Genomic DNA, 20,062 nt, shown 5'->3' with positions numbered 1-20,062 from the left:
GGGGGGGGCCCGGGGGGGGGGGGGGCGGGGGGCGGGGGGGGGGGGCGGGGGGGGGTGTCGTCCGGGACGGGCTTCGATGTTCGGCGCCCTGAGTTTGGTGGGATTGCGCGGGGTGGTGTGCGCCGAAATCATCTCGTTTTAGTCCCGGACGACACCCCACCCCGCCCCCGGCACCGGCGCTGCGTCAGGCGATGGAGGCCGCCACGATGGCGGCTACGGCGAGGTTGCAGGAGGCCGTGACCCAGACCGCCGGGTGGGGTTCGGGGTCGACGACGATGGCGCCGAGCTTGCCCGGGGTCACCAGGTCGAGCACCAGGAAGGCCACCCCCATCAGGATGAGGCCGAGCACGCCGAAGGCCGCGGTCGAGAGCAGGCCCTTGCCGAAGTCGTCGTACGTGGTCCAGATCGAGGTGAAGACGATGCCGCCGATGCCGAGGAGTGCGGAGCTGAGCAGGAGGGCGGCGTTGCGGTTGCGCTCTTCCCAGATCTGCTTCGGCAGCTTCCCGGGCGTCAGCACGTCCACGAGGACGATGCCGAGGATCAGCAGGACCAGGCCGAGGGCGCCGAAGGCGCTGGTGCGGCCAAGTCCGTTGATGATGTCGCTCATTGAGAAGCCTGTCTCCGCGTGGGTGGGAAATGATGTGCCGTGGGGAGGCCGAATCTATCGCACGGCCTTGGCCCGGACCATGGGGAGGTCAGGAAATGGCAAAGGTCAGGGCCGCGCGGGCGGCCGAGGCGGAGGCCCTGACCGGGCTGGTGATGCGGTCCAAGGCCCACTGGGGGTACGGGCCTGAGCTCCTGGCCGCCTGGGCGGAGGAACTGCGGATCCGGCCCGCTGACGTGACGGCCCGCCGGATCGTGGTGGCCGAGGACGGGCGGGGGCGGGTGCTCGGGGTCGCCTCCCTGGAGGGGACTGCCCCGCGGGCGTCGCTGGGGCTGCTGTTCGTCGAGCCGACGGCCATCGGGCGGGGCGTGGGGCGGCTGCTGTACCAGGACGCGCTGCGCCGGGCCGTGGAGCTGGGCGTGCGCGTGCTGGAGATCGACGCCGATCCGCACGCGATTGGGTTTTATCGGGCTATGGGGGCGGGGGCCGTGCCCACTGATTTGGGTGCCCCTGTTGCATTGGGTGCGCCTGCCGCTTTGAGTGCCCCTGCCGCTGTGGACGTGGTGCCCGCCGCTTTGGGCGCCCCTGCCGGTGTGGCGGGCGGCCCCGGCGTGGTGACGGGCGGTGGGGCGGGCGAGCTGGTGCGGTTCGAGGTGCGGCCCGCGCCGCTCGTGGGCTGGGCGCGGGCGTGGACCGGGGGCGGGCGGGCCGTGCACCTGGGCAACGTCGCCGAGTTCAACGCGCAGTTCGCCGACGCCTCCCTCGACCCCGAGCAGTCGGCCGCGCACCACTACGCCTGTCTGGCCGCCTTCTACAGCCCCGACCCCGCGGCGTTGGTGCTGCCCCGGGCAGTGCCGCGGGGCTGGACCGAGCTGGTCTGCCGCCAGCTGGGGTGGGCCGGGGTCGAGGTGTACGACGGCCTCGTGGAGCGGGGTCCCGGTCTGGCCGATGCCGTACGGACCCGGCCGGCGCTGGCCGCGCTGCTCACCGGGGCCGGGCTGCCCCTCGTACCGTGGGGGCGGACGCGGCCGTTCGGGCGGCTGGCGGGCCTGCCGTTGCGGGCCGGGGAGCTGCGGTACGAGTCGAAGTCGGCGGCGCACGAGCTGTTCGGCCGGATCCTGGCGGGCGGCGGGCATCCCGGAGTCGTGCTGCCCGCGCAGTGGCGGGCGGGCACCCGGCGGGCGGCGGTCCGCCTCGTCGCGGCCCGGGCCAAGGCGGGCGAGAGCAGTGTTCTGAAATCGGAGCATGGTGTCGGGGGTTCGGGCACCACGGTGGTCACCCCCGGCCGGGTCCGGGCCGCGGGCGGCGCCCGTGCCCTCCTGCGGCGGCTGCCGCGCGGGCCGCTGCTGGTGGAGGAGTTCGTCCACGGACCGATCGGACCCGACGAACCGAGCGATCTGACGTACGACGGCTTCGTGGACGCCGCGGGCCGGCCGCACGAGGTGGGCGCGGCGGTGATGGACGTGGCGGACGGCGGCTACCGGGGAGCCACGGTGGGCCCCGGGGTGGTGCCCGCGTGGGCCGAGCAGCCGCTGCTCGCCTTCGGGGCGGCGGTGGGCCGGGAGCTGGCGGCCTCCGGCTACCGGGGCTGGTTCGACGTGGACTTCGTCACCGATCGCGCCGGGCGGCTCGCGCCGACCGAGACGAACCTGCGGCTGACCGGGCCGTCGATCGCCTTCATGGTGGCGGCCCGGCTCGACGCGCTGCGGGGCGCGGGCCACCTCGTACGGATCGCCGACCGGGTCGAGTTGGGTGCGCGGCTGCCCGAGGCGCAGCTGGACGAGCTGTGTGAGGCGCTGGCCCGGGGGTGTGCGGAGCTCGGGGCGGTGTTCGTCCCGGCGATCCCGACGGCCGCCTTCGACCCGGAGCCGTGGCTGGGCGTGCTGGTGGCCGCGCACAGCCCGGAGGCGCTGGACGCGGCCGAGGCGCTGGTGCGGTCACGGGCCCTGGCGGTCGGGGACGGGTTCGGCCCGTCGAAGCCGGAGCCCGAGCCTGAGTTCGAGCCTGAGCTCGAGCGCCGGCCTGGGCTCGGACCGGTCAGTCGTCGAAGTCGAAGGGATCGGCCGGTTTGCTGACGACGTAGGCGGCGACGATGGCGCCCGCGATCATCAGGGGGACGTTGAACGCGTAGACGAGCGCGGCCTGCCGCGGCCAGTCCTGTTTGGCGGCCAGCCGGTAGAAGTTGTCCTGCGGCCACCAGGCCAACAGCAGGTACGCCACCGCCAGATGGGCGGCGGCGGTGATGCGGCGGCCGCGGCGCTGGCGCAGCATCCGCTTTCGGCCGCCGAACAGGAAGACCACCCCGACGCCGAAGGCGACGCACTCGAACAGGTAGAGGACGGAGAAGAGGAACGCCCAGGGCTGCGGCACGCCGGTGAGGTCGGTCGATCCGGGCCAGAGGAGGTTCGTGAGGATCAGGGCGAAGAAGCCCAGTACTCCCCCGCAGCCGGCCGCGCAGGAGGCCGGGGCTTCGCCGCTGCCCGTGGCGGCCCCGTACTTGCCGGACCCGGACTTGCTCCCGCCGCGCCGCGACAGCGCGTTGACGGGCAGGATGGGCAGCGGCAGCGCGGCCCGGTCCTCCTGACCGGCGCGGTTGCGGGGCAGGGTGCGCAGCCGGATCACGGTGCGCGGCATCTCCTCCCTGAGCACCTTCCCGGCCAGGTGGTCGCGCAGTTCCTCGATGTCAGGGAGCGAGACGCCCGGGGGCCCCTGCGGCCCGCCGGGCGGCGGTGCCACGTACGCGACGAGCCGCCGCGGGCCGCGGCGGTCGTCGACCCCGTTCACGATCACCGCGCCGACGCCCTCGTGGCCGCGGATCGCGGATTCGATGGCGTACGGGTCGATCGTCCGGCCGTCGGACAGGGTGATCCGGTCCCGCGTCCGGCCTCCGTACTCCAGCAGCCCGTCCTCGCGGAGCACGCCGAGATCGCCGGTGGGTATCGCGTCACCGCCGTCCTGCGGGAAGAGGCGGATCTCCCGGTCGCGCACCTCGACGCGGCAGCCGGGGAAGGGGGTGCCGAGCAGGGAGATCCCTTCCGGATCGTCGAGCGGGCCGGGCAGCTGCGGCAGTTCGAACCAGGTGCCGGTGCCGGCGCTCTCCGCGAGGCCGTAGACGTTGAGGACGCGCGCACCGGGCCGGAGCCGGACCTGCAGGGTCGCCTGCTCGTCGAGGTGGAGCCGGTCGCCCGAGACGGCGAGCAGCCGCAGCGACCGCAGCGCGGGGTCCGTGGCGCGGCGCGCCTTCGGGATGCCGGCCCCCGGCTCCGCGTCCCGGAGCAGCAGATCGGAGGCGCCGGCCGGGTCGGTGTGCAGGACGGTGACGTGCTCGGTCTCGACCGCCGCCGGAATGTCGTCCGGCTTCCAGGGGGAGCGCGGGGGGAGGACGAGGGCGCCGCCCGAGCACAGGGCCCGGGTCCAGCCCGCGGCGAAGGCGGTGACATCCGGTCGGGCCGTGATCAGGTGCCGGTCCTGCGGAGTCAGCCGGGCCACCTCGGCCCAGCCCTCGTAGGCGGCGAGCAGCAGGCCGTGGCCGACGGGGACGGCACGCGGCTCGGCCGTCCCGGTGAACAGGACGGCCGCGCTGCGCCCGGGCGGCGGGGCCGCCGGCGGCTCGGCGGGCCGTTCGGCGATCGCGGCGGATTCCGCGCCGAGCCGGATCACCCGCAGGCCGCTGCCGTTGTCGAGGGCCGCCTGGTGGGCGCCGTGGGTGAGCAGGACGAAGGGCTGGGCGGCGGTGAGCTGCCGCTGCCCGGTGCGCGGGGTCTCGACGTCGATGACGGTGTAGACCCCGCCGGCCTTGAGGACGGCGAGGAGGGCGACGACCAGTTCGGTCTGCCGGGCGGTGCCGACGGCGACGAGGCCGCCGGGCGGCAGGCCGGAGGCGAGCAGATGGTGGGCCAGCCGGTTGGCGCGCGCGTCGAGTTGCCCGTAGCTGAGCCTCTCCGGGCCGACGAGGAGGGCGTGGGCACCCGGGGTGTCGCGGGCCCACTGCTCGAAGCGGTGCAGGACGGTGTCGGTGGTGCTCTTGCCGATGCGTACGGACTCGGATCCCTGCGTCATGGACCGATGATGCCACCGGGCACCGACAACGGGCACGGGTCGTGGATTTCCCTCGTACGGAGGGCAGTTGGCGTCACGGGAGAGGGGTGCGTCCTCGAAGGCTTGACCTGAAGCTTGGTTGAGGTCCTAACGTTCCGGTCATGGACATGGAAGTCACCGCTTGGACATCCCTGCACAGTGCGATCAACGCACAGCAGGACCGGCGCCCGCTCTCCCGGGCGAGCCTGCGCCGGGTCGCCGCCTTCGCCCGCCCGCACCGCCGCGGGCTCACCCTCTTCCTGCTGCTCAGCGTGGTCACCGCGCTCCTGGCGGTGGCCACCCCGGTGCTCGCCAGCCGGATCGTCGACGCCATCGTGGCCGGCCGGAACAGCGGCACCGTCACCCGCCTCGCCCTCCTCATCGCGCTGATCGCGGTCGCCGAGGCGGGGCTCGGGCTGCTGACCCGCAGACTCTCCGCCACCCTCGGCGAGGGGCTGATCCTCGATCTGCGGACGGCGGTCTTCGACCACGTGCAGCGGATGCCGGTCGCCTTCTTCACCCGGACCCGGACCGGGGCCCTGGTCAGCCGGCTCAACAACGATGTGATCGGCGCCCAGCGGGCCTTCAGCAACACCCTGTCCGGGGTGGTCTCCAACACCGTGACCCTGCTGCTGACCCTCGCCGTGATGCTGAGCATCTCCTGGCAGATCACCCTGCTGGCGCTGGTGCTGCTGCCGGTGTTCGTGCTGCCGGCCCGCCGGATGGGGGTGCGGATGGCCGCGATGCAGCGGGAGGCCTCCACCCTGAACGCCGCGATGGGCACCCAGATGACGGAGCGTTTCTCCGCCCCCGGTGCGACGCTGGTCAAGCTGTTCGGACGGCCCGCCGACGAGTCCGCCGAGTTCGCGGCCCGGGCGGCGCGGGTGCGGGACATCGGGATCCGGACGGCGATGGCCCAGTCGGCCTTCATCACCGCCCTCACCCTGGTCTCGGCGCTGGCCCTCGCCCTGGTCTACGGCCTGGGCGGGTACTACGCCCTGCGCGGGACCCTGGACGCCGGCTCCGTCGTCGCCCTCGCCCTCCTCCTGACCCGGCTCTACGCCCCGCTGACCGCGCTGGCCGGCGCCCGCGTCGAGGTGATGAGCGCGATGGTGAGCTTCGAGCGTGTCTTCGAGATCCTGGACTTGAAGCCGCTCATCGCCCAGAAGCCGGACGCCCGGCGGGTGCCGGAGGGGCCGGTGGCCGTGGAGTTCGACCGGGTCTCCTTCGGCTACCCCTCCGCCGACAAGGTCTCCCTCGCCTCCCTGGAGTCGGTCGCCGCCCTCGACACCCGGGGCGGGACGCAGGTCCTGCACGAGGTCTCCTTCCGCGCCGAGCCGGGGCAGATGGTCGCCCTGGTCGGATCCTCCGGCGCCGGCAAGTCCACCATCGCGCAGCTGCTGCCGCGGCTGTACGACGCCGACGCCGGGGCGGTCCGCCTGGGCGGGGTCGACGTCCGCGACCTCACCGCCGACTCGATCCGCGAGACGCTCGGCATGGTCACCCAGGACGGGCACCTCTTCCACGAGTCGGTACGGGCCAACCTGCTGCTGGCCCGCCCCGAGGCGAGCGAGGAGGACATCTGGGAGGCCCTGCGCCGCTCCCGCCTGGACGGCCTGGTCGCGTCGCTGCCGGACGGGCTGGACACCGTCGTCGGGGAGCGCGGCTACCGGCTGTCGGGCGGGGAGCGGCAGCGGCTGACCATCGCGCGGCTGCTGCTGGCCCGCCAGCGGGTGGTGATCCTCGACGAGGCCACCGCGCACCTGGACTCCACCTCGGAGGCGGCGGTGCAGGAGGCGCTGGGCGAGGCCCTGGCGGGCCGGACCGCGGTGGTGATCGCGCACCGGCTGTCGACCGTACAGGCGGCCGATCTGATCCTGGTGGTCGAGGACGGCCGGATCGTGGAACGCGGCACGCACGCCGAGCTGCTGGCGGCGGGCGGGCGGTACGAGGAGCTGTACCGCACCCAGTTCGCGGCGGCGGACACGCCCGCCGACCTGGCTCCGGACGGCGCGAGCACCGCCTCTGGCGCATGATGCTGTGATGGACATCAAGCTGGAGCTGGTCGCCGTGCCCGTCACCGATGTCGACCGGGCCAAGGCCTTCTACGAGAAGATCGGCTTCAACGCCGACCACGACGTCACCGTCAGCGAGGACATCCGCTTCGTGCAGCTGACCCCGCCCGGGTCGGCCTGTTCGATCGCGCTCGGCAAGGGGCTGACCAGGATGACTCCGGGATCCCTGGACAACATGCAGGTCGTCGTCACCGACATCGAGGAGGCGTACGAGGACCTGCGCGGCCGCGGTGTCGAGGTGACGGAGATCCAGGACCTCCCCTGGGGCTCCTTCGTCTACTTCTCCGACCCCGACGGCAACGGCTGGGCGGTCCAGCAGACCACCCCGCGCAAGACGGGGGACCAGGGGACGGTTTGACCGGGGTGACCGGCCCGCGGGCGGGGGCCTGAACCCGTACCGCTCGCTCAGCTCTCCGCGGCGACGGGGTGGCCGGCGAGCTCCCACGCGTGGTGCTTGAACTCGTGGCGGAAGTCGGCGTGGTCCTCCCACTGGCGGGCGATGCCGCGCAGCACGTCCCAGTTGTGCTCCACCGACTGGTCGATGACGCGGCGCATGGCCGGCTCCGCCGACTCCCGCTGCGCGATGAGGCCCTTGATGTGGGAGGCCTCGAGGACGGCGTTGCGCAGGGCGCGCAGGGCGCGGGAGGTGTCGTCCATCCCGAAGCCGTACTCGCTGCCCGTCGCCTCGTCGAACAGCGGGGTCAGCCGCGCCTCGATGAACGCGGTGATCCGCTCGAAGTGCTGCACGTCCATCGGGGCTCCCTCTCGTGCCAGGGCCACCTCGTGTCCCAGGCGTCTTCTGCGCTCGGTTGTTCCCGGACATTATCCAGCAGCCCGACGCGGCGCCGTGCAACAGGTTGTGGAAAGCCAAAACATCTGCTTCAGGCCATAGTTGCGACGGCCACGGATCTCCGGGGGTCCGGCGGCGGAGCCGGTCCGTCCGCATTCGGCCACACGCACCCGTCCGCGCCCGGTGGGCCACCGCGCCGCATCCGCGCGCGGAAACGTACGAGCGGATGACGAACCGCCGACGGGCGGTCGACTCCGAGCGGCCCGGGCTCGCGGGTGGAGCACACCGCCCGCGCGCCGCCCACCAGCGCCCGGACGCCGGCAGCCCGTGCGGAGCCGTCACACCTCCCCGCACCGCACGCGGGTTTTCGTATACGAAACCACCGGGAGACAGGGGAGAAAAAGGCCGGCCGGCCCCCGCGTTTTCGCGGCACGCACAGATAGCGGACACCCGTACCGATCCGGCCAGAACCCCGAATCGGCCTTCCCCGGTGCGTCCTTGACGCCGTCAACGCGACCGTCCCATGCTGATGCCGTCCGAAATTCAAGGACACAGCCCATTGACATGACAAAGGAGTGACAAACATGAAGGTCAAGGTTGCCGAGAAGCAGGACACCGTTCGCACCACCACGCCTTACGTCGCCGGCTAAGGCGCATTCGGTGGGGGGTCCGCTCGACCGGGCCTCCCACCCCCTCCGGTGAGACAGATTCGGACACGGGAGAAATCCGGCATGACTGCTCCATTTCCGCGCGTGCGCCCCCATTTCTTCACAGAGCTCGACCAGGCAAGCAGCCGACTGGATTCCGGTGATCCCGAGGCTCCCGTATTCCTTCTGGTCACCTCACCGGACGGCAGCGGCAAGGCGGACACCGTGCGCGCCTGGCTCGATTCCGCGGCCGGCGGCCGGCCCGCCGGGCACGTGGTGTCGGCGAGCGGCGACAAACTGGCCCACGGCTACCTCGCCGGGCTGCAACCGCTGGTGGACCACGCGCTGAGCACGGCGGAGGCCGAAGCCCCGGAGCTGGTCACCGCCGCCGAGCAGTCCCTCAAGCGGATCTTCCCGCACCGGGACTCCCCCGCCTACCGGGTGCCGAAGGACCTCACGGGCATCGCGAGCCGTGACGAGCGGACCCGGTTCTACTTCCACGAGTACCAGGGCAAGCTGCTCAACGGCCTCTACGAGTTCCTCGACGCCTTCCTCGCCTCCCCCGGGCGCCCGCCGTACACCCTGGTCATCGACAACGCCGAGCGCCTGTCGCCCACGGTGGTGCAGTTCCTCGACATCGTCGCCCGCCGCAGGACGCTGTGCCGGCGCCTGACGATCGTGCTCCTGGTGGACGGCGAACCCGATGTCGCCCTCGCCGAGCACAGCGCCCGCGTCACCCTGGGCCCCCTGTCCCGGGGCGAGGCCCGCGAGCTGATCGAGAGCTGGGGGTTCCCGGCCCCGGCGGCCAAGCGGCTCGACAGCCTGTGGCGGCTCTCGCAGGGCCGGCCGGCCCGGCTCGCGGCGCTCGTGCGCTGCTCCGACGCGAAGGTGTCGCTGCCCGACTATCTGACCTTCGACACCCACCTCGACCTCTACCTGAGCCTGATGGGCGAGCGGCCCAGGTACGACCTGCTGGAGGGGTACGTCCGGGCCCACTGCGCGGACGACGACCCGGTCGCGGTGCGCAACTACGAGACGTACGACGCCGGAACCAGGGAGCGCCTGCACCGCGAGGTGCTCGCCGGCCTCGCCGACACCCCCGAGGAGGTGTTCCACCCGGTCCACCACCTCGCCCTGGGCGACGCCTCCGACCAGGTGGTGGCGCTGGCCCCGCTGTCGATCTCCCTGCAGGAGATCGGGCTCTACGACACCTGGTTCGACCTCTTCTCCCGCTTCTGGGCGGACCCGCAGCTGCGCACCCTGCCCGGCGGGGGCCAGACGCACAACCTGGTCTACCTGCGGATGTCGTTCGTCCTCTACTCCCTCGGGCTGGCCCACACCTCGATCCCCTACCTCGACACCTTCTACGGGCATTTCCCGCAGAGCCTCTACACGCCCACGGTGCTGTATTCGCAGAGCATGGCGCACGGCCGCTACCAGTCGCCCCCGGACCTCGTCACCGCCGAGCGATTCGCCCTGCTCAACCTGGAGAAGCTCGCCACCGAATTCCAGGACCATCCGAAGTACGAGTACATCAAGGTGTTCGCGGAAAACGCCCTCGCCTATATCCGGGCACGGCAGGGACGGATGGACGAGGCGCTCACCCTCTGCACCGAGGGCATGGAGCGGATGCAGAAGATCTACGGTGATGAGAAATACGCGCTCCACCAGTCGATCCTCGTCTACAACACCGCCCAGATCTACGAAATGGTGAAGGACTTCCCGAAGGCGTACGAGACCTACCAGCGGACCATCGCGCTCGACCCGAACTACGGGGAATACGCCAACGACCTCGCCAACATGCTCCAGCGGACCGGCCGGTTCGAGGAGGCGCTGGAATACTACGACCGGGCCATCGAGCTCTGCCCGCCCTATTACGAGGCCCACCTGAACCGGGCCCGCCTCCACGTGCAGCGGGGCGATGCGGCGGCGGCCGAACGGGACTTCCGGCGCGTGGTGGAGCTCAAGCCCGGGGAGGCGCGGGCGCACGTGGGCCTCGGGGTGCTCCGGCTCAAGCAGGGGCTGCCCGCCGAGGCGCTGGTCAGCCTGGACGCCGCGGTCTACCACGATCCCGGGAACGCGCAGGCGTGGAGCAACCGGGGCCTGGCCCTCTCCGAGACCGGGCGCACGGCGGAGGCGGAGGAGAGCCTGCGCACCGCGGTGGCCCGCGATCCCAAGCTGACCGAGGCCTGGAACAACCTCGCCCACGTCCTCCATGGGAGTGGCCGCCCGGAGGAGTCCCTGACCTGCCTCGACCATGCGGTACGGCTCTCCGACGACCCGGACTACGCCTACAACCGGGCGGTGCTGCGGCTCGAACTGGCCGATCCGGACGGGGCCCGCGCCGACATCGTGCTGGCCGCCGAGCGCGGCGGCGACCCCGAGGAACTGGCCGAGTTGCGCGCCCGGTTGACCGCCGATGCGACCTCGGGGCCCGCCACGGACTAGACAGGACGAGAGCGAGCACCACCCGGATCGACGAGGAGCACCGCGTGCCACCCACCGACCGCCGCGACACCCCCGAACACCGTTCCCTTCGCGCGCTGTTGTCGGCGTACGCGGTGAGCCAGTTCGGCAACTGGCTGTTCCGCACCGGGGTCGTCTACTACGCCTACAACCAGAACCACGGCTCCAACGCCCTGCTCACCACCGCGATCGTGCTGGTGTACCTGCCGATCCTCTTCGGTTCGCGGCTGCTGGCTCCGCTGGCCGACCGCCGGGACACCCGGCGCACGCTGATCGGGCTGGACGTGCTGCGCGCCGCGGTGCTCGTGGTGCTGCTCGCCGCGGTCGGGGGTGGAGCGGGCGGCGGCTTCACCTCCGCCGCCACGATCGGCGTGATGGCCTTCCTCTCCCTGCTGACCCCGTTCTTCACCGCCTCACAGACCGCCTACCTGCGCCGGGTGCTGCCGACCGAGCGGATCCCCTCGGCGCTGGCGGGGGTCTCGAAGGTCGACTGGTCGACCTTCATCCTGGGCACCGCGGCCGCGCCGCTGATGCTCCAGGTCTCCAATCTGCCCGTACTGATCACCCTGGACATCGTCAGCTTCGTCGTCTCCGGGCTGCTGCTGGTGCGGCTGGCGCCCGCCCCCGCCCCGGCCGGCGTCCCGTCGGACGGCGCGGCGGGCGGAGCGGGCAAGCCGCGGCTGACCGCGAGCAGCAGGTGGCTGCTGGCGAGCGTCTTCGCGCTGAACGCCGGCGCCGGAGTCATCAACGTCTACCCCAACGTCGTCGCCCGGGACTTCCTCGGCGGCGGCGCCACCTGGCTGAGCGTGATCAACCTCGCCAACGGCACCGGAGCGGTGATCGGCGCCACGCTGGCCGCCCGGCTGCGCGGCCGCCGGGGGCTGCGCCCCGGTGTGCTGGCCGCGCTGGCCGTGGCCGTCTCCCTGGCGTGCATGACACTGGTGACGACCGCGTGGGTGGCGGTCCTCGCCAGCTCCGCCATGCTGCTGGCCGGCCAGGTGTTCGCGGTGGTCTTCCAGGCCCGCATCCTGGAGAACGAGCCGGTGGCGGTGGCCGGCCGGGTCTCGGGCTACTTCACGCTGGGGACCTTCGCCGGTGTGACGGTGAGCATCCTGCTGTTCATGGGGGTCACCGGCTTCGGTTCGATGCGGAGTTCCTTCACCGTGCTGCTGCTCGTCGCGGCGGTCTCGGCGCTGGCCTCGGCGTGGATCGGCCGGGCCGCTTCGCGCCGCTACGGGGAGTCGTCCCCCGCGGCGAACGGCCAGGTCCCGGACGCGGACGCGGAGAGGGAGTCCGACGGCCTGCTGGTGCGGCAGGCCGGCCGGGCCTTCGCCACCGGTGTGACCGTCGCGTCCACGGTGGCCTCCGGGGTCCCGCACGCGACGACGGTGAACTCCTTCGTGACCGTCTCCCTCGACCCGCCCCTCGTACTGATCTGCGTCGCGCACGAGTCGCACCTGGCCGCCCTGGTGGCCGAGGGCTCCCCGCTGGGCATCACGGTCCTCGCGGCCGACCAGCGGGAGACGGCCGTGCACTTCGCCCGCGCCGAACGCCCCGTGGGCGAGGCCCAGTTCACCGGTCATGCCTGGCAGCCCGGCCAGGAGACCGGCGCCCCGCTGCTGTCGGGCGGCGCCGCCTGGCTCGAAGGCAGGGTGCAGTCGGTCGTCCCCGCCGGGGACCACGCGATCGTCCTGGCCCGCGTCCTGGCGTTCACCCCGTCGGACGGGCCCGTGGAAGGACCCCTGGTCTTCTACGGCGGCGGGTTCCACTCCCTCGGCCACGACGCCTCGGCCGCGCCGGGCGGACTCCAGAAGGCGGAGCAATGACCTCTCCCCACCGGCTTCCCGACCCGCACCCGGGCCCTCACCCGCTCCCCTATCCGCCCGCGCCCCGCGATCCCCGGCAGGACAAGCTGCACGGGCACCTGGTCGAGGACCCCTACCGGTGGCTCGAGGACCCGCAGGGCGAAGGGACCCGCCGGTGGTCGGCGGCGCAGCGCGAGCTGTGCGACCGGGTCCTGGACGGCCTGGCCGGCCGCGCCGCACTGCGCGGGCGCCTCACCGAACTGCTGGGCACGGGCAGCGTGAGCGCTCCCGTATGGCGCGGGCGGCGGCAGTTCTTCACCCGCCGCCTGCCCGGTCAGGAGCGCGCCGTCCTGCTCACGGTGGAACCGGGCGGTGAGGAGCGCGTCCTGCTCGATCCGATGCGGCTGGACCCGGCCGGCGACACCACCCTGGACGCGTGGCATCCGGACCAGGAGGGCCGCAGGCTCGCGTACAAGATCTCCCGCGGCGGCACGGAGGAGTCCCTGCTCCACGTGCTGGACGTCGCCACCGGGGTGCTCCTGGAGGGCCCGATCCCGCGCGCCCGCCACTCGGCCGTCGCCTGGCTTCCCGGCGGCGCGGCCTACTACTACGTCCGCCGCCTGCCCGCGGCCGAAGGGGAAGAGGACGCCGGCGGTCCGGGGCGGCGCCGGGTCTACCTCCACCGGGTGGGATCCGACCCGGAGTCGGAGGACGTGGTGGTGTTCGGGGACGGGCTCCCCGACTCGAACGACTACGGGATCCTGGTCAGCCACGACGGCCGCTGGCTGAGCGTGGGGGCCTCCCGGGGCACCGAGAACCGAAGCGACCTGTGGCTCGGCGACCTGTCGGCCGGCACGCCCGAGGCGCCGCGGTTCCAGCCGGTCCAGGTGGGCGTGGACGCCGACACCGGCCTGTACATGTGGCGCGACGGCCGGGCGTACCTCTTCACCGACCGGGACGCGCCGCGCTCGCGGCTCTGCGTCGCCTCCCCCGCCGACCTGGCCTACGGGTCCTGGCGCGACCTGATACCGGAGGACCCGGAGGCGGTGCTGACCGACTTCGCCATCCTGGACGGCCCGGAGCTGGACCGGCCGCGCCTCCTGGCCGGCTGGACGCGGCACGCCGCGGGCGAGGTCACGGTCCACGACCTGGAGACCGGCGAGCGGCTCGGCACCGTGCCGACGCCGGGCGTCGGCTCGCTGGGCGGGCTCTTCGAACGCCCGGAGGGCGGCCACGAGGCGTGGTTCTCGTACACCGACGGCACCTCGCCGGGCTCGGTCCTGCGGTACGACGCCCGCCACGGCACCACCGGCGTCTGGGCGGCCGCTCCGGGCATGGTGGCCGTCCCGGAGGTGAAGAGCTCGCAGATCGCCTACCGCTCCACCGACGGCACGACCGTACGCATGCTGCTGGTCGAACCGCTCCACCGGAGCGGGCCGCGCCCCGCGATCCTCTTCGGCTACGGGGGCTTCGGCTCCTCCCTGGTCCCCGCCTACGACCCGTCGGTGCTGGCCTGGGTGGAGGCCGGCGGCGTCTACGCCGTGGCCAACCTGCGCGGCGGCGGCGAGGAGGGCGAGGAATGGCACCGGGCCGGGATGCGGGAGAACAAGCAGCAGGTGTTCGACGACTTCCACAGCGCCGCCGAGGCGCTGATCGCCGGCGGCTGGACCACGGCGGACCGGCTCGGGATCCACGGCGGCTCCAACGGGGGCCTGCTCGTGGGCGCCGCGCTGACCCAGCGGCCCGAGCTCTACAAGGCGGCGGTGTGCGAGGCACCGCTGCTGGACATGGTCAGGTACGAGCGCTTCGGCCTGGGGCGCCTGTGGTCCGCCGAGTACGGCTCGGCGCAGGACCCCGAGGAGCTCGGCTGGCTCCTGGGCTATTCGCCCTACCACCACGTACGGGAGGCGGTGGAGTATCCGGCGGTGCTGTTCACGGTGTCCGAGAACGACGCGCGGGTCGATCCGATGCACGCCCGGAAGATGTGCGCCGCGCTCCAGCACGCCACCGGGGGCCGGGCGCCGGTCCTGCTGCGCAGCGAGGCGGAGGCCGGCCACAAGGGCCGCTCGACCACGAGGGCCGCCGCCCTGGCCGCCGACACGCTCGCGTTCCTCGCCTGGCAGACCGGCCTGGCCCTGCCGTGACGGCCAACACCGATCACTGCCGACTCCTGATGACCACCGATCCACGAGGTTGATATGAGTGACAAGCCGACCCCGGCCGCCCGCCGCCCGGTCGTGGCGATCGTCGACGCCTACTCCAGCGCCCGGTGCCTGGCGCCGCTCTTCCGGGAGCGGGGGTTCGACTGCGTGCACGTGCGCAGCGCCGCCACCGCCCATCCCGCGTACGAACGCAGCTTCCGGCCGCAGGACTTCACCGCCGAAGTCGTCCACGGGGGCGATGCGGCGCGGACGGCCGCGGCCGTCGCGGCTCACGGGCCGGTGTGCCTGCTGCCCGGCATCGAGAGCGGCGTGGAGCTGGCCGACGTACTGAGCGAGGCGCTGGGTCTGCGGACCAACGGAACGGCGCTGAGCACGGCCCGCAGGGACAAGTACCGGATGCTGGAGACGGTGCGGGAGGCCGGTGTGCCCGCCGTCGGGCAGATCCTGGCGACGGACCTCGGCACGCTGCTCGACTGGTACGCCAAGGCCGACGGCCGGGTGGTGCTGAAGCCGGTCAAGAGCGCGGGCAACGACGGCATCCACTTCTGCGACGACGCCGACCAGGTGCGGGCGGCCTTCGGCGCGCTGATCGGCACCGACAGCGCGCTGGGCGCCCGCAACCGGGCGGTGCTCGCCCAGGAGTACCTGGTCGGCGGCGAGTACATCGTGAACACGGTGAGCCTGGACGGCAGGCACCACGTCACCGACATCTGGCGGATGCACCACATCAGCGCCAACGGGGTCCGCGACCTGGGGGTCAGCGCCGTACTGCTGCCCCGGCACGGCGCCGATCAGGACGCGCTGGCCGCGTACACCTGCCGGGTCCTCGACGCGCTGGGGGTGCGCAACGGGCCCGCGCACAGCGAGCTGAAGCTGACCCCGCAGGGGCCGCGGCTGATCGAGACGGCGGCCCGTGCCTGCGGCGCCGACCTGCACGTGCCGGTGAAGGCGGCGATCGGCGAGAGCCAGCTGGACTGGACGGTGGACGCGTACGTGGACCCCGACCGCTTCCTGGCCCGCTGGGAGGAGGGCTACGAACTGGCGGGGCACGCGGGGCTCGTGAACATGGTCTCGCCCGCGGACGGCACGCTGCGCGACTATCCGAAGATGGCGGAGCTGCGCGGGCTCGACAGCTTCCACGACATCGCCCTCAACGTCCTCCCGGGCGGCCGGATCCACCGGTCGGTGGACGACTGGACCTACCCCATGCGCGTGTACCTCGTGCACGAGACGCCGAACACCGTCCTGCACGACATCCTCACCGCGCACTACCTCGACGGGGAGGGGTTCTACGACATCGTCTGACCCGTCCGACCCCCTGCCCCAACTCCCCCTCGCAGCAGCGATCTTCCGATGATCTACGTTGGGGGTCTGCTGCGAGGAAGGAATGTGACGGGTGGACGAGAGTACCGACCTGACCGGGCGATTCGAAGAGCACCGCTCTCATCTGCGAGCGGTGTCCTATCGCATGCTCGGCTCGCTCAGCGAGGCCGAGGACGCCGTACAGGAGGCCTGGCTGCGCCTCGACCGCTCCGACACCGGCGACATCGAGAACCTCGGCGGATGGCTGACCACCGTGGTGTCGCGCATCTGCCTGAACATGCTGCGCTCCCGCGAGTCCCGGCGCGAGGATTCGATGGAGGTGTACCCCACCGACCCGGCGGTCGGCCGTGAGGACACGGTCGACCCCGAACAGGAGGCGATGCTGGCCGACTCGGTCGGGCTGGCGCTGCTGGTGGTGCTCGACACGCTGGCGCCGGCGGAGCGGCTCGCCTTCGTACTGCACGACCTGTTCGCCGTGCCCTTCGACGAGATCGCCCCGATGATCGAGCGGACCCCGGCCGCGACCCGGCAGCTCGCGAGCCGCGCGCGGCGCCGGGTCAAGGGGGCTCCCGCGGCGCCCGAGGCCGATCTGACCCGCCGGCGGCGGGTGGTGGACGCCTTCCTGGCCGCCACCCGCGGCGGGAACTTCGACGCGCTCGTCACACTGCTCGATCCGGACATCGTCCTGCGCGCCGACAAGGCGGTCGGACCCACCCCCGCGCCCATCTTCCTCAGTGGCGCCGGCACGGTGGCCAAGGCCGCGATGGCCGCCATGGAGCGGGCGCGGTCCACGCAGCCCGCGCTGGTCAACGGGACGGTCGGCCTCGCGATGGCACCGCTGGGCAGGCTGTTCCTGGTGCTCGCCTTCACCATCGAGGAGGGTCTGATCACCGAGATCGACGTGATCGCGGAACCGGAGCGGCTGCGCGAGCTCGACCTCGCCGTGCTCGACGTCTGAGACCGGACCCGGTCGCGGTGTTCACGCCGGTGCCCCGCACCGTGTGAACACCGCGACGGCGGGGCCGGGTCAGGCCTTCTTCAGGAACTGGGTCTTCAGCACCAGGCCCTTGACCTGCTTGGTGTTGCACTCGATCTCGTCGGCCTTGCCGGTCAGCCGGATGTTCTTGACCAGCGTTCCGCGCTTGAGGGTCTCCGAGGTGCCCTTCACCTTCAGGTCCTTGATCAGGGTGACGGAGTCGCCGTCCGCCAGCTGGGTCCCATTGCTGTCTTTTACCACCAGGTCGCTCATACCGGCATATTACGGAGCGAGTACGTCGAGCTCCTCCAGGGCACCCACCGCGATCTGCCGGGTCAGCGCCTCGGCACGGGCCGCGTCGCCCTCCCGTACGGCCTCCGCCACTCGGACATGGAGGGTGACGGCCGCCGGATCGGGATCGTGGAACATCACCGCGTGCTCGGTGCGACCGGTCAGGACCTCGGCGACGACGTCCCCGAGGCGGGCGAACATCTCGTTGCCGGAGGCGTTCAGGACGACGCGGTGGAAGGCGATGTCGTACCGCAGATAGCCCTCCAGCTGGTGGCCGCGCGAGGTGCGGACCATGCCGAGGGCCGCCTCGGTGAGCTCGGCGCACTGTTCGGGAGTGGCCAGGGTCGCCGCCAGCCCGGCCGCGACCGGCTCGATCGCGGAGCGCAGCACGGTCAGCGAGCGGAGCTGGCGGGGACGGTCGGCGCCGGCCAGCCGCCAGCGGATGACGCGCGGATCGTAGACGTTCCACTCGGCGGTGGGGCGCACGGTGACACCGACCCGGCGGCGGGACTCGACCAGGTGCATCGACTCCAGCACGCGCACGACCTCGCGCACGACGGTGCGCGAGGCGTCGAAGCGCTCGGCGATCTCGTCCGTGCGCAGGACGCTGCCCGGCGGGTACTCCCCGGCCGTGAGGGCGAGGCCGAGGGTGTCCAGTACATGGGAGTGGAGCCCCTGCGCCTGTCCCTGCCCAGGTCCGGGACTGCCGTCGGTGGTCATGGCGTAAGCGTACGGTGACGCCCCGGCGAACAATAGATGCGATGTTTTCACCGCTCACCCTTGAATAAGTACTACTTAATAGGCTTCACTGCTGCCACACGGACCGATGTCGACGAGGACAGCGAGGTAGGCGTGAGCACCCAGCGCGTCATTGTGGTGATGGGCGTGGCCGGCACGGGCAAGACGACCGTGGGCCGGCTGCTCGCGGAGGCGCTGGCCCTTCCGTACGCGGAGGGCGATGCCTTCCACCCGCCGGCCAACGTCGCCAAGATGTCGGCCGGCACCCCGCTGGAGGACGCCGACCGCTGGCCGTGGCTCGACTCCATCGGCGCGTGGATCCGCGAGCGGGCCGCCGCGGGCACCGGCGGAGTGGTCGCGTCCTCGGCGCTCAAGCGCGCCTACCGGGACCGGCTGCGCGACGCCGCGCCCCGGGCGGTGTTCGTCCACCTGACCGGTGGGCGCCCGCTGATCGAGGAGCGGATGGCGGCCCGCACGGGCCACTTCATGCCCACCACCCTGCTGGACTCGCAGTTCGCCACGCTGGAGCCGCTCCAGGAGGACGAACTCGGCGTCGCCGTCGACGTGTCCGGATCCCCGGAAGACATCACCGAACGGGCGCTGGCCGCTCTGCGCCGGCTCCGCACTCCCGAGAACTAAGGAATCGTCACCGTGACCAGTCTCAGCGTCGAGACACTGGCAGCGGCCGGCACCGGACCGATCACCTCGGCCGGGAACACCCAGCTGGGGATCGCCGTCCTCGCGGGCATCGCCGTCATCGTCCTGCTCATCACCCGCCTCAAACTGCACGCCTTCCTGGCCCTGACGGTCGGCTCGCTGGCCCTCGGCGTCTTCGCGGGGGCCCCGCTGTCCAAGACGATCACCAGCTTCACCGCCGGACTCGGCGCCACGGTCGCCGGCGTGGGCGTCCTGATCGCCCTCGGCGCGATCCTCGGCAAGCTGCTGGCGGACTCGGGCGGCGCGGACGAGATCGTGGACACGATCCTCGCCCGGGCCAAGGGCCGGGCCATGCCGTGGGCCATGGTGCTGATCGCCTCCGTGATCGGGCTGCCGCTCTTCTTCGAGGTCGGCATCGTCCTGCTGATCCCGGTGGTGCTGCTGGTGGCCAAGCGGGGCAACTACTCGCTGATGCGGATCGGCATCCCGGCGCTGGCCGGCCTGTCCGTGATGCACGGGCTGATCCCGCCGCACCCCGGACCCCTCGTCGCCATCGACGCGCTCCACGCGAACCTGGGCGTCACCCTCGCCCTCGGGGTGCTCGTCGCCATCCCGACCGTGATCATCGCCGGCCCGCTGTTCTCACGGTACGCGGCACGGTGGGTGGACATCCCGGCGCCCGAGAACATGGTTCCGCAGCGGCCTTCGGCGGAACCGGAGCACCGGCCGCGGTTCGGTGCGACGGTCTTCACGGTGTTGCTGCCGGTGGGGCTGATGCTGGTCAAGGCCCTCGTGGACATCGTTGTCAACGATCCCGCCAACGCGGTGCAGCGCGTCACCGACGTCGCGGGCTCCCCGCTGATCGCGCTGCTCGCGGCCGTATTGGTGGGCATGTTCACCCTCGGCCGGGCGGCCGGCTTCACCCGGGCGCGGCTCTCCACCACGGTGGAGAAGTCCCTCGCCCCGATCGCCGGCATCCTGCTGATCGTGGGCGCGGGCGGCGGCTTCAAGCAGACCCTGATCGACGCGGGCGTCGGCCAGATGATCCTGGACCTGTCGAAGAACTGGGCCATCCCGACCCTGCTGCTGGCCTGGCTGATCGCCGTGGCCATCCGCCTCGCCACGGGTTCCGCGACGGTGGCCACGATCTCGGCGGCCGGACTGGTGGCCCCGCTCGCCGCGGGCATGTCCACCACCGAGACCGCCCTGCTGGTCCTGGCGATCGGCGCCGGCTCGCTGTTCTTCAGCCATGTCAACGACGCCGGGTTCTGGCTGGTCAAGGAGTACTTCGGGATGACCGTCGGGCAGACGCTGAAGACCTGGTCGGTGATGGAGACCATCATCTCGGTGGTCGGCCTGGGCTTCGTGCTGCTGCTGTCGCTGGTCCTCTGAGCGGTCCGGCCACCGGCCACCCGCCGCCTCCACCGGTCCGGCACCCGGACCGGTGGAGG

15 protein-coding genes are annotated in these 20,062 nt (G+C 72.4%); 10 read left to right on the top strand and 5 right to left on the bottom strand.

Going from position 1 to position 20,062, the window contains the following annotated elements; genetic code table 11:
* Positions 1-184: 184 nt before the first annotated feature.
* Positions 185-607: a DUF350 domain-containing protein gene (locus tag ACFWBN_RS29745; RefSeq protein WP_385181451.1), complete on the bottom strand. Its 423-nt coding sequence runs from the start codon at positions 605-607 to the stop codon at positions 185-187.
* A 95-nt stretch (positions 608-702) separates the two neighbouring features.
* Between ACFWBN_RS29745 and ACFWBN_RS29740 the strand changes: the two genes are divergently transcribed.
* Positions 703-2,679, top strand: coding sequence for a GNAT family N-acetyltransferase (locus ACFWBN_RS29740; RefSeq protein ID WP_385181448.1), 1,977 nt, complete (start codon positions 703-705; stop codon positions 2,677-2,679).
* On the opposite strand, the gene ACFWBN_RS29735 is transcribed toward ACFWBN_RS29740, so the two are convergent.
* On the bottom strand, positions 2,642-4,663 hold the full coding sequence (locus tag ACFWBN_RS29735; RefSeq protein WP_385181445.1) for an AMP-binding protein: 2,022 nt from the start codon (positions 4,661-4,663) through the stop codon (positions 2,642-2,644). The two genes, ACFWBN_RS29740 and ACFWBN_RS29735, sit on opposite strands and share 38 nt — an antisense overlap.
* Positions 4,664-4,803: 140 nt before the next feature.
* Between ACFWBN_RS29735 and ACFWBN_RS29730 the strand changes: the two genes are divergently transcribed.
* Both ACFWBN_RS29730 and ACFWBN_RS29725 read left to right on the top strand, forming a co-directional pair.
* Entirely contained in the window at positions 4,804-6,717 is a 1,914-nt protein-coding gene (locus ACFWBN_RS29730) for an ABC transporter ATP-binding protein (protein ID WP_385181441.1), read from the top strand.
* 7 nt (positions 6,718-6,724) lie between these two features.
* Positions 6,725-7,114 (top strand): VOC family protein, encoded by a 390-nt coding sequence (locus ACFWBN_RS29725; RefSeq protein WP_385181437.1) that lies wholly within the window; start codon positions 6,725-6,727, stop codon positions 7,112-7,114.
* Positions 7,115-7,161: 47 nt separating this feature from the next.
* Here the strand turns inward: ACFWBN_RS29725 and ACFWBN_RS29720 are convergent, their stop codons facing one another.
* Entirely contained in the window at positions 7,162-7,509 is a 348-nt protein-coding gene (locus tag ACFWBN_RS29720; RefSeq protein WP_215018028.1) for a hypothetical protein, read from the bottom strand.
* Between the two features lie 789 nt (positions 7,510-8,298).
* Between ACFWBN_RS29720 and ACFWBN_RS29715 the strand changes: the two genes are divergently transcribed.
* From ACFWBN_RS29715 to ACFWBN_RS29695, 5 genes are all read left to right on the top strand, one after another.
* Positions 8,299-10,641: a tetratricopeptide repeat protein gene (locus ACFWBN_RS29715; protein WP_385181433.1), complete on the top strand. Its 2,343-nt coding sequence runs from the start codon at positions 8,299-8,301 to the stop codon at positions 10,639-10,641.
* Positions 10,642-10,685: 44 nt separating this feature from the next.
* Positions 10,686-12,485, top strand: a complete 1,800-nt coding sequence (locus ACFWBN_RS29710) for an MFS transporter (RefSeq protein WP_385181430.1) — start codon at positions 10,686-10,688, stop codon at positions 12,483-12,485.
* Complete coding sequence (locus tag ACFWBN_RS29705) at positions 12,482-14,608, top strand: prolyl oligopeptidase family protein (protein ID WP_385181427.1); 2,127 nt, start codon at positions 12,482-12,484, stop codon at positions 14,606-14,608. Before ACFWBN_RS29710 ends, ACFWBN_RS29705 begins: the two co-directional genes overlap by 4 nt.
* Before the next feature lie 54 nt (positions 14,609-14,662).
* Positions 14,663-15,931, top strand: coding sequence for an ATP-grasp domain-containing protein (locus ACFWBN_RS29700; protein WP_385181424.1), 1,269 nt, complete (start codon positions 14,663-14,665; stop codon positions 15,929-15,931).
* Between the two features lie 91 nt (positions 15,932-16,022).
* Positions 16,023-16,907, top strand: coding sequence for a sigma-70 family RNA polymerase sigma factor (locus ACFWBN_RS29695; RefSeq protein WP_385181421.1), 885 nt, complete (start codon positions 16,023-16,025; stop codon positions 16,905-16,907).
* A gap of 69 nt (positions 16,908-16,976) precedes the next feature.
* Here ACFWBN_RS29695 and ACFWBN_RS29690 read toward each other — a convergent pair whose 3' ends face one another.
* Both ACFWBN_RS29690 and ACFWBN_RS29685 read right to left on the bottom strand, forming a co-directional pair.
* Positions 16,977-17,198: an alkylphosphonate utilization protein gene (locus ACFWBN_RS29690; protein WP_385181418.1), complete on the bottom strand. Its 222-nt coding sequence runs from the start codon at positions 17,196-17,198 to the stop codon at positions 16,977-16,979.
* Positions 17,199-17,207: 9 nt separating this feature from the next.
* Complete coding sequence (locus ACFWBN_RS29685) at positions 17,208-17,936, bottom strand: FadR/GntR family transcriptional regulator (RefSeq protein ID WP_385181415.1); 729 nt, start codon at positions 17,934-17,936, stop codon at positions 17,208-17,210.
* A 132-nt stretch (positions 17,937-18,068) separates the two neighbouring features.
* On the opposite strand from ACFWBN_RS29685, the gene ACFWBN_RS29680 reads away from it, so the two are divergent.
* Complete coding sequence (locus ACFWBN_RS29680) at positions 18,069-18,593, top strand: gluconokinase (protein ID WP_385181412.1); 525 nt, start codon at positions 18,069-18,071, stop codon at positions 18,591-18,593.
* A gap of 12 nt (positions 18,594-18,605) precedes the next feature.
* On the top strand, positions 18,606-20,003 hold the full coding sequence (locus ACFWBN_RS29675; RefSeq protein WP_385181408.1) for a gluconate:H+ symporter: 1,398 nt from the start codon (positions 18,606-18,608) through the stop codon (positions 20,001-20,003).
* Positions 20,004-20,062 lie beyond the last annotated feature (59 nt).

The organism is Streptomyces sp. NPDC059989 (assembly GCF_042736975.1).
Lineage (GTDB): Bacteria > Actinomycetota > Actinomycetes > Streptomycetales > Streptomycetaceae > Streptomyces.
This window is presented reverse-complemented; position numbering and strand designations above follow the sequence as displayed.

Bases quoted from the DNA above. Each gene is read 5' to 3' on its own strand.
- ACFWBN_RS29745 (WP_385181451.1), bottom strand. From the start codon at position 607: ATGAGCGACATCATCAACGGACTTGGCCGCACCAGCGCCTTCGGCGCC.
- ACFWBN_RS29740 (WP_385181448.1), top strand. From the start codon at position 703: ATGGCAAAGGTCAGGGCCGCGCGGGCGGCCGAGGCGGAGGCCCTGACC.
- ACFWBN_RS29735 (WP_385181445.1), bottom strand. From the start codon at position 4,663: ATGACGCAGGGATCCGAGTCCGTACGCATCGGCAAGAGCACCACCGAC.
- ACFWBN_RS29730 (WP_385181441.1), top strand. From the start codon at position 4,804: ATGGACATGGAAGTCACCGCTTGGACATCCCTGCACAGTGCGATCAAC.
- ACFWBN_RS29725 (WP_385181437.1), top strand. From the start codon at position 6,725: ATGGACATCAAGCTGGAGCTGGTCGCCGTGCCCGTCACCGATGTCGAC.
- ACFWBN_RS29720 (WP_215018028.1), bottom strand. From the start codon at position 7,509: ATGGACGTGCAGCACTTCGAGCGGATCACCGCGTTCATCGAGGCGCGG.
- ACFWBN_RS29705 (WP_385181427.1), top strand. From the start codon at position 12,482: ATGACCTCTCCCCACCGGCTTCCCGACCCGCACCCGGGCCCTCACCCG.
- ACFWBN_RS29700 (WP_385181424.1), top strand. From the start codon at position 14,663: ATGAGTGACAAGCCGACCCCGGCCGCCCGCCGCCCGGTCGTGGCGATC.
- ACFWBN_RS29690 (WP_385181418.1), bottom strand. From the start codon at position 17,198: ATGAGCGACCTGGTGGTAAAAGACAGCAATGGGACCCAGCTGGCGGAC.
- ACFWBN_RS29685 (WP_385181415.1), bottom strand. From the start codon at position 17,936: ATGACCACCGACGGCAGTCCCGGACCTGGGCAGGGACAGGCGCAGGGG.